Here is a 13,694-nt window from a genome sequence, read left to right as displayed (position 1 = left end):
TAGCGCAGGCCTCGTTGCTCGGGAAACAGGAATCGTTCGAGAGCGCTTGATCAAGGATAGAGATGGCCATAGTCAAAATGAAACGCGTGACGTTTCTCACCCTCGCCAGAGAGGGCGACTCTCTCATGCGCATGGTCCAGAAGCTGGGCGTGCTGCATCCAGAGCATATCGCCGAGCCCGGCGAGTCGATCGCTGCGGCGCAGCTCGAACACAGGCTCAATATCCAGAGGCAGGTGTTGCACGAGATACGTTCTCGCGATTTTCCGATCGTCGAAGATGCGGGCAGGAGAGAGGCGCCGTCCTTTGATGAGATAGAGTCATGGATCGGCGAGCTCAGATCCACGAGCGACAAACTGGTCTCCGTCGAGAGGGACATGGCCTACGCGTCCGCGTTCGGCGAATTCGAGCCGCACGACGTGGAAGAGCTCGCGGAGGAGGGCGTATTCATCCAGGCATGGAGCGCGCCTGCAAAGGAGTTCGAGTCCCTCGATATCCCGGCCGGGGTCGTGTCCAAGATCGTGGGCAACGGCAGGCAGGTCCTCTTCGTCACCGCCTCTTGCGTGAAAAAGGTGGAGATCGCGGGTGCTGCGGCGCTGGAGATGCCGCGCTCTTCGCTCTTCGCCATGCGGGCCAGGCGCGATGAGCTCTCGATGACCAGAGACGGCCTGCTCGAGCGCCTGGCGGTCGCGGCAGTGCATCGCGATGAGCTCGAGACCCTGCATGCGAAGGCGAAGCGGGAGTACGACTTCCAGCGCGCTCACGAAAGGGCCTTCAGGGACGAGGCGGTTATGGCCTTCGAGGGATGGATCCCTGCGGAGAGCGCAGCGACCGTCCAGGAAGCGGCAGCGCGCTTTGCGGTCCCGGTGGTCGTGGGCGTGCGAGATCCCCTGCCCGAGGAAACCCCGCCGGTGCTGACCAGAAATCCATGGCTCGTGCGCGTGTTCGAGCCGCTGCTCCACCTGCTCGGCTTTCCGGAGTACCGCGGCGTGGACCCTGCGATGTTCTTCGCCCCATTCATGATGCTCTTTTTCGGCATTTGTCTTGGCGACGTCGGCTATGGCGCCGCCATGATCATAGCCGCCATGATATTCAAGAAGGCGCTGCTCAGGAAATTTCCGCAGGCGATCGTGGCATTGAGGATGACCCTGCTCTTCGGCGTTGCGACTATGATGTGGGGCGCGCTCACCGGGTCTCTGTTCGGCGCATGGCCGTTCGGCCGAGAGACCATTCTGCTCAAGGTGGCGCCGGGCATAGGCGACCCCATGCTCTTCTTCAAGATAGCCATGGGCCTGGGCGTAGTGCACATATCGATCGCCCTCATCCTCGCGATCGTGGGCGCGCACACGTGGAGCGGGAGGATCGTGAAGACAGGGTCTCTCTGTATCCTGATCGGCGGCGTGATGTTCGTCACAAAACTCCCCGCCTGGCAGGTCGTGTTCGGCGTTGGGATACTGGCGGTCCTCGTCTTCTCCTCGAATGCGAAGAATCCCTTGATCAGATTCGGACTCGGCATGTGGGGGCTGTACGGGCACGTGGGGCTCCTGGGCGACGTGATGTCCTATTCCAGGCTCTTCGGCCTGGGGCTCGCCTCCTGCTCGATCGCGTCTGTGGTGAACATGCTGGCAAGGGACGCCGGCTCGGTCGGCCCGATCCTGGGCCCGATCGCGGCGCTTGCGATGCTCGTGATCGGCCACTTTTTCAACCTGGTGATCGGCATCGTGGGTTCGCTGGTGCATTCGGCAAGGCTCCATGCGGTGGAAGCCATGCCCAAATTCGCCATGTTGGACGGCGAACCGTATTCCCCCCTTCGTCTGGAGGCGCAGGGGGTTTGATAAATCCGTTTACAAATCATGGGCTCGGCATTATGTACCGCAGCCCCAAATGAAAAGGAGCAGCGCATGGATGCCTTTGTGTTGGAGAGGCTGTTTTTTTACTTCGGTATCGGCCTGGGGCTTTCCGGATCAGCGTGGGGGCTGGCCGTCTCGTTTTCCGCCTCCATGGGCGCAGGGAAACAGCGCTTCTACGGCGTGATGCCGCTGGCGATCGCCCCCAGCACGCAGGGCATCTACACGCTCGTGGCCGCAATGCTCAAACGGCCCCTGCTCGGCGTGGAGCCCGGCGTGGGCTATATGCTCCTCATGGTCGGAACAGCCTGTTTCTTGAGCGCGATATGGCAGGGCAGGGTCTGCGCAGCAGGCATCAGGGCCATAGCCGAGGATCGCAACACCCTGGCCAACGGGATAGTGGCGGCTGCCATGCCTGAGACATATGCCGTATTGTCGCTGGTAGGCGTGTTTCTCTTCTGAAAAAATCGCACGGGATGGTCTCGTGCGGTCACATCATAAGGAGTGCGGTATATGGATACGAATGTTCTGATTGTATGGCTGGCCGGGGGCGCGGCGCTCCTGGCGCTGATCTACGCCTGGTTTCTGGCGAGCCGGATCATGCGGAAGGATCCGGGTAACGAGAGGATGCAGATGGTGTCCGCTGCGATCCGCGAGGGCGCGATGGCCTTCATAAAGCGCGAGTACAAGGTCATCGCGATCTTCGCCGTCGTCGTCGCCGCCGTCTTCGCCGTGATAAACACCGGCGCCCTGAGATGGACCGCGATGGCGTATATAGTAGGCGCCTTCTGTTCGGCGCTGGCCGGATATCTCGGCATGAACATGGCGACAAAGGCGAACGTCCGTACCGCCAGCGCTGCGCGCACGAGCCTCAACAGCGCGCTCGACGTTGCATTCAAGGGCGGGGCGGTGATGGGCCTGTGCGTCGTGGGGCTAGGCATATTGGGGTTGAGCATACTCTTCCTCGTGCTTACGCACTTCATAGGCATCGACGATATTTCGATTAAGGACGTGGTGCTGCCTGTGCTCGTAGGCTATTCGTTCGGCGCCTCCTCGATCGCGCTCTTCGCCAGGGTGGGCGGCGGGATCTACACCAAGGGCGCCGACGTCGGCGCCGACCTCGTCGGCAAAGTCGAGCAGGGCATCCCCGAGGACGACCCGCGAAATCCGGCGGTGATCGCCGACCTGGTCGGTGACAACGTGGGCGATGTCTGCGGCATGGGAGCGGACCTGTTCGAGTCGTACATAGGAGCTATTATCAGTGCGCTTGTGCTCGGAGTGGCTTCCGGTTTCTCAGGCGTCACGCTGCCGATCGCGCTGGCCGCCGTAGGCATCGTCGCCTCACTCATCGGCACCTTCTTCGTGCGCGTGAAAGAGGGAGGCAATCCGCAGAAGGCGCTCAACTTCGGCACCTTCGTCTCCGCGTTCGTCTTCCTGATCGGCGCGTATTTCGTGATTTGGAAACTGGTCCCGGCCGGGCTCGCCATCAGCGGCGAGATCGTCTCCCCGGTCAGGCTGTGGGGCTCTGTGATATCCGGGCTTGTGGCCGGCGTGGCCGTGGGTCTCATAACGGTCTATTACTGCGAGAAGCACCGCAAGCCGGTCCAGTCGATTGTCGACGCCACTAAGACCGGTCCCGCGACCACCATCATCGGCGGGATCGCCGTTGGGATGCACTCGACGGCGTGGCCCATCGTGGTCATTGCCGCCGCCACCATAGCCAGCTACCAGTTCGCCGGCCTCTACGGGATAGCGATAGCAGCCCTCGGCATGCTCTCCACATTGGGTATCCAGCTCGCGGTCGACGCATACGGACCCATAGCCGACAACTCGGGCGGCATCACCGAGATGTCCAATCTGGGCGAAGAGGTGAGGAAGCGCACCGACTCGCTCGACTCGGTCGGCAACACCACCGCCGCCATCGGCAAGGGATTCGCGATCGGCTCCGCGGCGCTCACGGCGTTGGCCTTGTTCGCGGCCTTCCGCGAGAGCAGCGGGCTTACCGTCATAGACATCTCCAAGCCGCAGACCATGGCAGGTATCCTCATGGGCGCCATGCTGCCGTTCCTCTTCTCCTCGCTAGCCATGAAGGCGGTGGGGCTCACTGCGCACGACCTGATCAACGAGGTGCGGCATCAGTTCAAAAACATCAAGGGGCTGATGGAGGGCACTGCCAAGGCCGACTATGCGCGCTGCGTCGACATATCCGCCAAATCGGCGATCAAACACATGATCAAGCCCGGGATCCTCACCGTGATGGCGCCTGTCGTCGTGGGCGTGATCTCCAAATACGTGTGGGGCGATCTGAGCGCGCTCGGCGGACTGCTCGCCGGCGTGACCGCATCCGGCGTGATGCTTGCGATCTTCATGGCCAACTCCGGCGGCGCGTGGGACAACGCGAAGAAGCAGATCGAAGACGAGCCCAGGGACAAGGAGGCGAACACAGGCAAGGGAAGCCTCCGCCATGCGGCCGCTGTCATCGGCGACACCGTGGGCGACCCCTTCAAGGACACGGCAGGGCCTGCGCTGAACATCCTCATCAAGGTGATGAGCGTGCTCGCGTTGCTGCTTGCCCCTGTGTTTGCGAGGCTCTAGTAAGAAATCAGGACAGAATAAAAGAGGCCTGGGCCCCCCTTCGGGTCCCAGGCCTCCTCTTTTATTTCAATGAGTTAGAGCAGATCGATCACTATGACCGAGCCTGCGGTCTTTTCCTCCTCGTCCCTGTTTTCCTCGGTATAATCGACTTCAGGCAGGGGCAGCCACAGCTCTGCAAGGGAGTTTTCCCTCTCCTCCCTCTCGCGTCTCATCCTCTCTATGACCTCGGGAAGCAGCATGGCCGACCTCTCATATACGTTATCGGCAGAATTCCGGGAAAGTTGCGACAAAAGTGGGAATGGCATATAAATCGTTCATGATCCTCGGGGTGATGAGCGATTCGCACGGCAATGTCGCGATGATGCAGAAGGCCGCTGATCTCATGGTCAAGAAATTCGGGGTCGAGGCCATAGTGCATCTCGGCGACGACTATGCGGACGCGCAGAAACTCGACCCCAGGGGCAGGGCTCTATACGCGGTGCCGGGCATGTACGAGGCGGCATGGATGGACGACAATGTATCGCACAGGCTCATAAAGGATTTCGGCGGGGTAGTATTCCTCATTAGCCACACGCCCACGCGCGACAAGCACGACAAGCACGGCGACATGAATCCCGGCAGGGCGATGTCTAAATATGGCGCGCAGGTGCTCCTGCACGGGCATACGCACAAGTTCGGGGTCATGAAGGCGATCGACGGGCTCATCGTGATAAACCCGGGGCACTTGAAATCAGAGACGGACCGTGGCGCGATGCCGACCTTTGCGGTGATAGACGTGAAGGAACCTGACATCTCGGTGAAATTCGTGGACCTGGAAGGCGAGGTGCTGGACAGCCATGAGCTTACGGTCGCAAAGGTACCGCTTACTCCTCCATGCGAGGAGCCCTACAAACCCGGCCCGGACGAAGAGAGCTCGATAGGCTGACGCACACTCGAAGGTCTAGCGTATATAAAACTCATTCGAGTATGCGGGTGGTACGGAGAAGTCGCTGGAGGTGAAGATCACGAGCCTGTACTTGCCGAGCCGCTGATCATCAGGAAGCTTCACGTCGAACGTCGCGGATTTCCCGGACTTGAGGCGTTTGCCGCCGCCCTTTGAGAGCTGCACGTGCTCGGACCACTTGCCCTTGCGGAATCCGTCGAGCCAGATGTTCTTCTGAATTCCCTCTGTCCCATATCCGTTGTTCGTGGCCTTGATCGAGATGCTGTCGCCGGGCTTGTATAGATTCTGGTCAGTGACCGCGCTCCACGAGGCGTTCGGGTTGTTGCCTGTGCCTATGAGCTCGCGTCCCTTCTTTTCGTCCATGACCCAGGACCGCGGTTCGCCTACGTCCACGTGCACGAAGTAGTAGCGGGGATAGAGTCCTGTCCCGCCCACGCCGAGCGATTTCGCGTATCCGTGGAGCACGGCTTCGTCGACCTCGTCTATGTGTATGTCGGCGGCTAGCCCCTGCTTGTGCAGGCTCTCTCTCGCTGCTCCCCTGCCGTTATCGCGCAGCAGGTCGTTGTAGCCCGGGCTCCGATACCCTGAAATCAGCTCGACTGTCTCGGCGTTGAAGTGGTCCTGGACGTTGTCGATGAGCTCGATGAGACGTATGTCGATCTGCCTCTCTGCCCCGTCGCCGCGCGAGCGCATGATGTGCGCGATCTCCTTGAGGCCTTCTTTGCTGTAGCCCTTCGCATCGCGGTATTGGATCTCCGCGTATTCGTCCTCATGGAAGTTGTAGATCGCGATCAGGCCGTCGTTTTTGAGGCTGGGGAGTTGCTTTTGCGGGGCCTGGGCATGGCCAAAGATGGCCGAAAACTGGGTAATAGTAATAATTATTAACAATAACAACAACTTACGCATATTATTCCCCTTGTTCTTTTCGCGTAACTTTTTCCTCCAACCAACCGATATATAGTCAGGAGGAATGATGAGGGCAATATCCGGTTTTATCATTCTTGTGGCTGCGATGTTTGCCGTGATGGCCATGCCCCCCTCTCCGCTCGAGTCATCGGTCGCCCACAATTCCCCATTCATCTATACCGGCGACGGCAAGATAAAGATAACCGACACGCACACCGGCGAGACGATAACCATCCTATACCGCGACCCTGACGGCTTCTACAGGGACGAGGCGCTTACGGCCATCGACCACACGCTGCGCTGTCACGGCGGCGGCGAGAGGTTTCCGATTTCGCTCAAGCTCGTGGAGCTCATCGACAACGTCCAGGACCACTTCAACGCGGAAAGCGTCAGGGTTGTTTCGGGTTATCGCAGCTTCGAGTACAACAGCGCGCTCAAGAGGCGGCTCTCGAGGGTCGCGCACAACAGCCTCCACATCCAGGGCATGGCCGCAGACATCGCCATCCCCGGAGTCTCCAAGCATGAGCTCGCGAAGTATGCCCGTTCGCTCGCCACAGGCGGCGTCGGCACCTACGCAGGCAGTGACTTCGTGCACATCGACGTTGGCCCGGTGAGAACCTGGTAACCGCTCCAAAGAAAGGATAATTCATGTCAGAGACAAAGTCGGTTTCGAGAGAGTGTTATTCCAAGCATCTCTCCAGATGCGTGGATGAACTGCGGTACTTTAAAGAGAATCAGGTGCCGGCCCAGCTCAAGGATTATACCTGTGAGCTCTCTTATTACAGCGGCAACGTAAGGGCCGACTATTATTCGATGGAATGCAAAGGCGCGGAGATGTCTGCAAGCGCTTCCGCCCAGGCAAGCTCGGTCCCACAATCGACAAGCGCAAATGACACATTCGATATCGACAAGGTGATCTATAAGTGTTCCGTCAATTTCGGGAGCTTCACGAAGTATCTGGGCCGCATTCTGGTTGGACTGCAGTCGAATCCCGATGGGGAGATCGAGATCAAGCTCGATGACGCCCAAGACGCCAGGATAAAAAAAGACTGGGAGACGTGTAAAAAGAATGCGTTTGAACTGGCTGCGACGAAATTGGGGCCGCAGGGTGAGTTCGCATGCAAGATCCAGTCTGCAGACCCGGCCTACATCAGCGCCAAAGGGATCTTCCTCTTGAATCTGACCATGGAGTGTTCCAGGAAAAAATAACCTTTTGAGTTGGCTTCGGGTCCTGTCGATCGATTTCGGGTCAGTAATCCTTCAGATTCTTCGAGACGAACTCTTGAACTGCTGCAACGGTCTGTTCCATGACCTGCGGTGGACTGGACGCGACCCACACGGAGAAGTTGTATAGCTCCTGGTTAGTCACCTCCACCCACTTGCCGTTGAGCGCAAGGAAGACGAGCAGCGTTGTCACTGCAATCCGCTTGTTGCCGTTCGTGAATGGGTGATTCTTGATCATGAGATAGAAGAGGACCGCGGCCTTCTCGGCAAGTCCCCGGTACAAATGCTTCTTGTCGAATGTCTGGAACGGGGTGGCGAGACAGCTCTCGAGCTTCTCCGGGAATCTCGTGTCAAAATCAGGTATCGGTTCGTCCCAGCTCATAGCTTCACGCGCGAGCTCGAACGCGATCTCCTTCACTTCTCTCACTGACAGTATGTGCATCATTCCTTCCCGAGCTTCTTGAGCGTCTCGCCATAATCGCGCACGACCCTCTTCACTGCCTTTTCGATCCGCTTCTTCGTATCTTTTCCAACCCTGTCGGCCTTGAGGCCAAGGGCCGCCGGATCGATAGCGTAGTTCCGCCCGATCTTCTGCGCCGGCAGTGTCTTGTTCTTGATCTTCTTGAATACCGCGACCGTGCTGATGCCCAGGATTTTCGCGGCCTGTGCTGTGGTGATGTATCTCTTCATGTCTTCATGGTGCCATATTAACCTTTTAGATTCAAGTTAATGTATATTAACCATATGAATTTGGGTTAATGTATAGTATTCGGTGATCCATCGAGGCGATGCCGGCAGCAGCGCGGTACCCACGCTGCTGCACTTCAGTATTATATTAAAGCTCTATTGGAAGGTCGCAAATGGGGGTGAGCCCGGCGACAGGACCCGAAGCCGCCTTGTTTGTTATGAACCTGGCCCGAACGGGATCCGGAGCCGTGGCGCGGTGCGTCACAAGGTCCCAATCTTATTGTTGATTTCGCTTTTCCCTGCTGATAGTTACCCCACGACATGAAGAAATTGATCGTCATGGCGTGCCTTTTTGCCCTGGCCTCCACGGGTTGCGGCATGAAGAAGCTCACCACGGGCGTGATCGGCGGTATCTCCACCGACGGCATGGTCGCGGTGGAAGGCGAGCAGGACGTCGAGTTTGCGCGCGAGTCCATGTTGCCGCTGATCAAGACGCTCGAGGTCTTGAGGTTCGGAAACCCGAAAGATTCGAAGATATTGGCGATATTGTCCAAGGCGTACGGCAGCTTCGCGTTCGGATTCGTGGAGCTCGAGATCCTCTCATCCAAGGAGGGCGATCCCGCGCACGCAAAGGCAATCGAGAGGGCGAAGCTGTTCTATCAGAGGGGACGCGACTATGGCATCGAGTCGCTCTCGTCGGACTCAGGCATGAGGAATGCCATGAACGCCCCGTTCCCGGCGTTTGAAAAGGCTGTGAATGGCCTGGGCAGGAAACGCATCGATGCGCTCTTCTGGACCGCGTTCAACTGGGCGAACTGGATCAACCTGAATCGCGACGATCCCACGGCCGTGGTCGCAATCCCGAAGATCCAGGTCATGATAGACCGCGTGATCGAGCTCGACCCGAACTTTTACTTTGGCTCTGCGCACGCGTTCAAAGGGGTGCTCGCCTGCACGCGTCCCGCGATGCTCGGCGGCGACATGGCGCTCGCGCAGCAGGAGTTCGCGGTGGCGATGGGCGCGGACCCCAATTACCTCATGACAAGGGTGCTCTACGCCCAGTTCTACGCAAGGCAGCTCAATGACCCGGCGCTCTTCCGCAGGGAGCTAGCGGATGTGAAGTCTGCCGATCCGGCGTCCCTGCCTGAGCAGGCCCTCTCCAACAAGCTGGCCATCATGAGGGCGGAGCTTTTGCTCAAAAAGGAAAAAGAGTTGTTTTGATTAAGGAGGATTTATGAAGCGCATCACGGTTCTGGCGATGGTCATGATGTTCATGCTCGTATCGAGCAGCGCCCATGCCATCAATGAGATCAAGATCGCCATCCTCGCGCCGGAAGGTTCTACCTGGCATAAGGTCATGACCGCCTGGGACAAGGAACTTCGGGAGAAAACCCAGGGGAGGGTCGGGCTGAAGATATACGCGGGCGGCGTGCTCGGAGACGAGAACGACGTGATCCGCAAGATGCGCATAGGCCAGGTGCACGCGGCCGGATTCACGGGCTTGGGCCTCGGCATCATCAACCCCAATGTGCGCGTGCTCGAGCTGCCGATGCTCGTCCAGAACTATGCTGAGGCGGATGCCGTGGCTGAGAAGATATGGCCCAAGATCGAGCCCGGGTTCGAGCAGAAGGGATTCGTGGTCCTGGGCCCGGCCGAGACTGGATTCGTGAACATATTCTCCAACAAGCCTGTGGCAGGGCGTGCGGATTTAAAGGGCATGAAGATGTGGGCGTGGGAGGGGGATCAGCTGGTCGGGGCCATGTACGCGGCATTCCAGGTGGTGCCGATTCCGTTGCCGATCACCGATGTTATGACTTCCCTCCAGACCAAACTCATCGACGCGGTCTATGCCCCGCCCTTGGGTGCGATAGCGCTCCAGTGGTTCACTCAGACCAAATACATCACGGATCTCAAACTGGCCGATTCCACGGGAGGGATCGTGATGACCAAGGCGGCCTTCTCGGCGCTCCCCCCTGCGGACAGGGAGGTCCTCAAGTCCACGGGCAAGAAATACGCCCGCAAACTCGTGGAGGCGATAAGGGCCGACAATGACAAGTCGTACTCCACTCTTACGGAGGCCGGGCTCAAGAAGGTTAGCGTTTCCGCCGAGGAGATGGAGGGAATAAAGACGACGAGCAAGGAGATCTGGTCGAAGCTCGTGGGCAAGCTTTACACGCAGGAGCTGCTCAACGACGCGGTCGCAGCGGTCGAGGCGAAGAGGGCCGGCAACTGACGCGGGCAAAGGATCTCCATGGCCGACGCGCTTCTCAAATTCTTTAAATTCATAGATCTCGCGTTTGCGAGGGTCATCGAGGCCCTCGTGGTGGTGATGCTCATCGCCATGATGTCTCTCGTGGCGACGCAGGTCATCCTGAGGAACTTCTTCGACAGCGGGATCGCATGGGCGGATGTCGCATCGCGGAACATGGTGCTGTGGGTGGCTTTTTTCGGGGCGATGCTCGCCACGCGCAACCGCGAACACATTGCCATCGACGCGCTGATGCGCGTCATCCCGCGCATAGCCAGGAACTCCGTGAGGATAGGCATAGACGCCCTGGCGTGCTTCATATCCTTCCTCCTCGCCCGCGCCTCCTACTTTTTCGTGCTCAGCGAATGGCAGTCAGCGTCCGAGCTCTTCCCCGGCATGCCTGCGTGGATCGTGCAGGCCATCATACCGTTCGGTTTCGCGATGATATCGCTCGAGTACGCCATCGGGATAGGCCTTGATATCTGGCGCATAGTCATGGAAGGCCGGCTCGGATACGTGGCCGGGAGAGGCAGGCAGTGACCGCTCTCTACGCCATCGGGATACTGATCTCTGCGCTCTGCGGCGCGCCGCTGTTCGTCGTGATCGGAGGCCTCGCCCTCACTCTCTTCGGATCCGCCGGCGTGGACCCGCAGGCGGTGATCATAGAGATGTACCGCCTGGCCTCGGCGCCTACCCTGATAGCGATACCGCTCTTCACGTTCTCAGGGTTTCTCCTGGCCGAGTCCAAATCGCCCGAGAGGCTCGTTGCCCTCTACAGGGCGCTCTTCGGCTGGATGCCCGGCGGCGTGGCGATAGCGGCGCTCATATCGTGCGCGTTCTTCACATCGTTCAACGGCGCTTCAGGGGTAACGATAATAGCCATCGGCGGGCTGCTCTACCCGATACTGATTAAAGAGCGCTACACCGAGCGCTTCTCCATGGGGCTCATCACCACCAGCGGGAGCCTGGGGCTGCTCTTCCCTCCCAGCCTTCCCCTCATACTCTACGCGGTGGTGGCCAAGGTCAACGTCGACGAGCTCTTCCTGGCCGGCATCGTCCCGGGCGTGATCATCATCGTGCTCCTTTCGCTCTACAGCATACACTCCAGCTTGAAGCACAAATCTAACCGCCAGGCTTTCTCCGTGGAGGAAGTTATAAAAGCGCTCAGGGGCGCGATCTGGGTCATCCCGCTGCCGGTGATAATCCTGGGCGGCATCTACGGCGGCATATTCACCGCATCCGAGGCGGCCGCCGTCACGGTAGTCTACGTGCTGATAGTGGAGGCGCTGATACACCGCGACATAAGCATCAAGAGGGACATACCGAGGGTCGCGGCGCAGTCGATGATGCTGGTCGGCAGCGTGCTCGTGATACTGGGATGCGCGCTGGGGCTTACGAACTATCTTGTCGATGAGCAGATACCCATGAAGATCATCGACATGATGAGGCACCTCATCACGAGCAAGCTCATGTTCCTGATGGTGCTCAACGTCTTCCTCCTGATCGTGGGCTGCCTGATGGATATATTCTCGGCCACGATCGTGGTCGTGCCGCTGATCGTGCCCATAGCAAGGGAGTTCGGCGTGGATCCCTTGCACCTGGGCATCATCTTCCTCACGAACCTGGAGATCGGCTACATCACGCCACCCGTGGGCCTCAACCTCTTCATATCCAGCATCAGGTTCAAGAAGCCCATAGCGGAGGTCTATCGCAGCACACTGCCTTTCCTGATAGTGATGCTCATCGCGCTCATCGTAGTGACCTATCTGCCGGAGCTGACGCTTTGGCTGCCTGGGGTCTTCGGAAAATAAGTGTGAGTTTACAACATGAAGAAGTCTGCGAAATAGTGCGAGGAGTTGTCGAGGCACTTTGCGAGCATCCTGATGTAAATTTTGAATCCCCAGCTCGATATCAACGTTATGGGGTGAAAGAGAATGTGTCTGGTTGTTATGACTCCCCTCATCATATTTTGGGTCTCCCTGCCAACTTGAATATGCATATGCCGTGCCAGTCATGAGATCGGTCCCAGGCTGATTGATCAATGATGGCGGCAAGTTGCAGTATGGTAAAAATCGGATCTAAAATTGAACTCTCATTATGAGGAGGAAAGTCGCCGAAATGGTTATTGAGACACCACCTTTATGCTTCTATCGTGCTGGTCGTGTATGTCGTTGAAAATAAAACTGGTGTAAATACAGGAAATGACGTATAAAATAGGCTGAAACGACGTGGAAACCCACCACAGGCTGCTAAAAATTAGTGACGGCTGTCAAAAAACACTATGCCTAAATTATCCACAAACGCCTTTTGCATGGATTACCCTCAATCTTTTTGTTAAATAATATGCGAGAGTGGAGGGTGTAAAATGAGTTATTACAAGATCTTGGGGCTTGAGAAGGAGCCGTTTTCGACGAGTCCCGACCCGTCCCTGTTTTACAAGTCCAGCGATCATAAGGCGGCGCTTTATCGGTTGATGATCTCACTGCGGTTAAAAAGGGGGTTAAATTTAATTCTGGGTGATGTTGGAACGGGCAAGACGACCCTCTCCCGCAAACTTTATCAGATCCTATCGGCAGACGACGGGTTTGTTTTTCATATCATACTTAATCCGACCTTCTCATCCGAGATAGCATTTTTGGCGAAGCTGGCGGAAATATTTTACCCCCAGACCAACCACGCGAATTTTTCCGCTGCTGAACATCTGAATGCCATCGAGAAAAAGCTCCTTGCGTTGGACGCGGAAGAGAAAAAGACGGTCGTCATCCTGATCGACGAGGCCCAAAAGCTGGATCGCCCCTCGTTGGAAATCCTCCGGACGCTTCTGAACTATGAAACGAATGAATACAAGCTGGTGCAATTGGTGCTCATGTCGCAGTTGGAGCTGCTTCCGAAGATCGTCGGTCTCAAAAATTTCTGGGATCGAATCGCCCTCAAGCACATGCTCAATCCCTTGAGCCAATCTGAGATGAAAGAGATGATCCTGTTTCGTTTGCACGAGGCGGGGTATAAGGCGAAACTTCCCCTGTTCACGGAAGACGCCTTCGAAGAGATCTATTCATACTCGGATGGATACCCGCGTCGGACCACTGCGCTGTGCCACAACCTGTTGGAGCGGATCGTAATGGATAACAAGGAAATGGTAAACCGAAGAATCGTCCAGCAGGTGGTCTCCGGCGAACGCGCCATACTGAACATTGCCCAAAAGGTCTCCGAGATCGATCAATGGGAGGAACTCAGGCCGTGATTA

Annotated in this window: 15 protein-coding genes; 11 read left to right on the top strand and 4 right to left on the bottom strand. The window is 57.7% G+C overall.

The window, feature by feature from the left end:
• Nucleotides 1–62 precede the first annotated feature (62 nt).
• From WC683_16085 to WC683_16075, 3 genes are all read left to right on the top strand, one after another.
• A complete protein-coding gene (locus WC683_16085) occupies nt 63–1,832 on the top strand; it encodes a V-type ATPase 116kDa subunit family protein (GenBank protein ID MFA4974129.1) in 1,770 nt (589 codons plus the stop codon).
• Nucleotides 1,833–1,898: 66 nt separating this feature from the next.
• Complete coding sequence (locus WC683_16080) at nt 1,899–2,306, top strand: hypothetical protein (GenBank protein ID MFA4974128.1); 408 nt, start codon at nt 1,899–1,901, stop codon at nt 2,304–2,306.
• Nucleotides 2,307–2,357: 51 nt separating this feature from the next.
• Complete coding sequence (locus WC683_16075; protein MFA4974127.1) at nt 2,358–4,439, top strand: sodium-translocating pyrophosphatase; 2,082 nt, start codon at nt 2,358–2,360, stop codon at nt 4,437–4,439.
• Between the two features lie 74 nt (nt 4,440–4,513).
• On the opposite strand, the gene WC683_16070 is transcribed toward WC683_16075, so the two are convergent.
• Nucleotides 4,514–4,678, bottom strand: coding sequence for a hypothetical protein (locus WC683_16070; GenBank protein ID MFA4974126.1), 165 nt, complete (start codon nt 4,676–4,678; stop codon nt 4,514–4,516).
• Between the two features lie 59 nt (nt 4,679–4,737).
• Between WC683_16070 and WC683_16065 the strand changes: the two genes are divergently transcribed.
• Nucleotides 4,738–5,364 (top strand): metallophosphoesterase family protein, encoded by a 627-nt coding sequence (locus tag WC683_16065; GenBank protein MFA4974125.1) that lies wholly within the window; start codon nt 4,738–4,740, stop codon nt 5,362–5,364.
• Between the two features lie 15 nt (nt 5,365–5,379).
• On the opposite strand, the gene WC683_16060 is transcribed toward WC683_16065, so the two are convergent.
• The gene (locus WC683_16060; GenBank protein ID MFA4974124.1) at nt 5,380–6,288 is read right to left on the bottom strand and encodes a DUF882 domain-containing protein; all 909 of its coding nucleotides are present in this window, start codon (nt 6,286–6,288) and stop codon (nt 5,380–5,382) included.
• 67 nt (nt 6,289–6,355) lie between these two features.
• Here WC683_16060 and WC683_16055 point away from each other — a divergent pair, with 67 nt between their 5' ends.
• Both WC683_16055 and WC683_16050 read left to right on the top strand, forming a co-directional pair.
• Complete coding sequence (locus WC683_16055) at nt 6,356–6,913, top strand: DUF882 domain-containing protein (GenBank protein ID MFA4974123.1); 558 nt, start codon at nt 6,356–6,358, stop codon at nt 6,911–6,913.
• Between the two features lie 23 nt (nt 6,914–6,936).
• Nucleotides 6,937–7,497, top strand: coding sequence for a hypothetical protein (locus WC683_16050; protein ID MFA4974122.1), 561 nt, complete (start codon nt 6,937–6,939; stop codon nt 7,495–7,497).
• Nucleotides 7,498–7,537: 40 nt separating this feature from the next.
• Here the strand turns inward: WC683_16050 and WC683_16045 are convergent, their stop codons facing one another.
• Together WC683_16045 and WC683_16040 are read right to left on the bottom strand one after the other, a co-directional pair.
• Nucleotides 7,538–7,954, bottom strand: coding sequence for a type II toxin-antitoxin system death-on-curing family toxin (locus tag WC683_16045; protein ID MFA4974121.1), 417 nt, complete (start codon nt 7,952–7,954; stop codon nt 7,538–7,540).
• A complete protein-coding gene (locus WC683_16040; GenBank protein ID MFA4974120.1) occupies nt 7,954–8,202 on the bottom strand; it encodes a helix-turn-helix domain-containing protein in 249 nt (82 codons plus the stop codon). Before WC683_16040 ends, WC683_16045 begins: the two co-directional genes overlap by 1 nt.
• 318 nt (nt 8,203–8,520) lie before the next feature.
• Between WC683_16040 and WC683_16035 the strand changes: the two genes are divergently transcribed.
• From WC683_16035 to WC683_16015, 5 genes are all read left to right on the top strand, one after another.
• Entirely contained in the window at nt 8,521–9,420 is a 900-nt protein-coding gene (locus WC683_16035) for a TRAP transporter TatT component family protein (GenBank protein ID MFA4974119.1), read from the top strand.
• 13 nt (nt 9,421–9,433) lie between these two features.
• On the top strand, nt 9,434–10,432 hold the full coding sequence (dctP, locus tag WC683_16030; protein ID MFA4974118.1) for a TRAP transporter substrate-binding protein DctP: 999 nt from the start codon (nt 9,434–9,436) through the stop codon (nt 10,430–10,432).
• Between the two features lie 18 nt (nt 10,433–10,450).
• Nucleotides 10,451–10,987, top strand: coding sequence for a TRAP transporter small permease (locus WC683_16025; protein MFA4974117.1), 537 nt, complete (start codon nt 10,451–10,453; stop codon nt 10,985–10,987).
• Complete coding sequence (locus WC683_16020) at nt 10,984–12,258, top strand: TRAP transporter large permease subunit (GenBank protein MFA4974116.1); 1,275 nt, start codon at nt 10,984–10,986, stop codon at nt 12,256–12,258. The genes WC683_16025 and WC683_16020 overlap by 4 nt, the downstream gene beginning before the upstream one ends.
• 554 nt (nt 12,259–12,812) lie before the next feature.
• Nucleotides 12,813–13,691 carry an AAA family ATPase gene (locus WC683_16015; GenBank protein ID MFA4974115.1) on the top strand — a complete coding sequence of 293 codons (879 nt, stop codon included), beginning with the start codon at nt 12,813–12,815 and terminating at the stop codon, nt 13,689–13,691.
• The last annotated feature ends 3 nt before the right edge of the window (nt 13,692–13,694 follow it).

The sequence above is a fragment of the bacterium genome, from assembly GCA_041648665.1.
GTDB lineage: Bacteria > UBA10199 > UBA10199 > 2-02-FULL-44-16 > JAAZCA01 > JAFGMW01.
The sequence above is the reverse complement of the archived record's forward strand: the minus strand, read 5'-3'. Positions and strand labels throughout refer to the sequence as shown.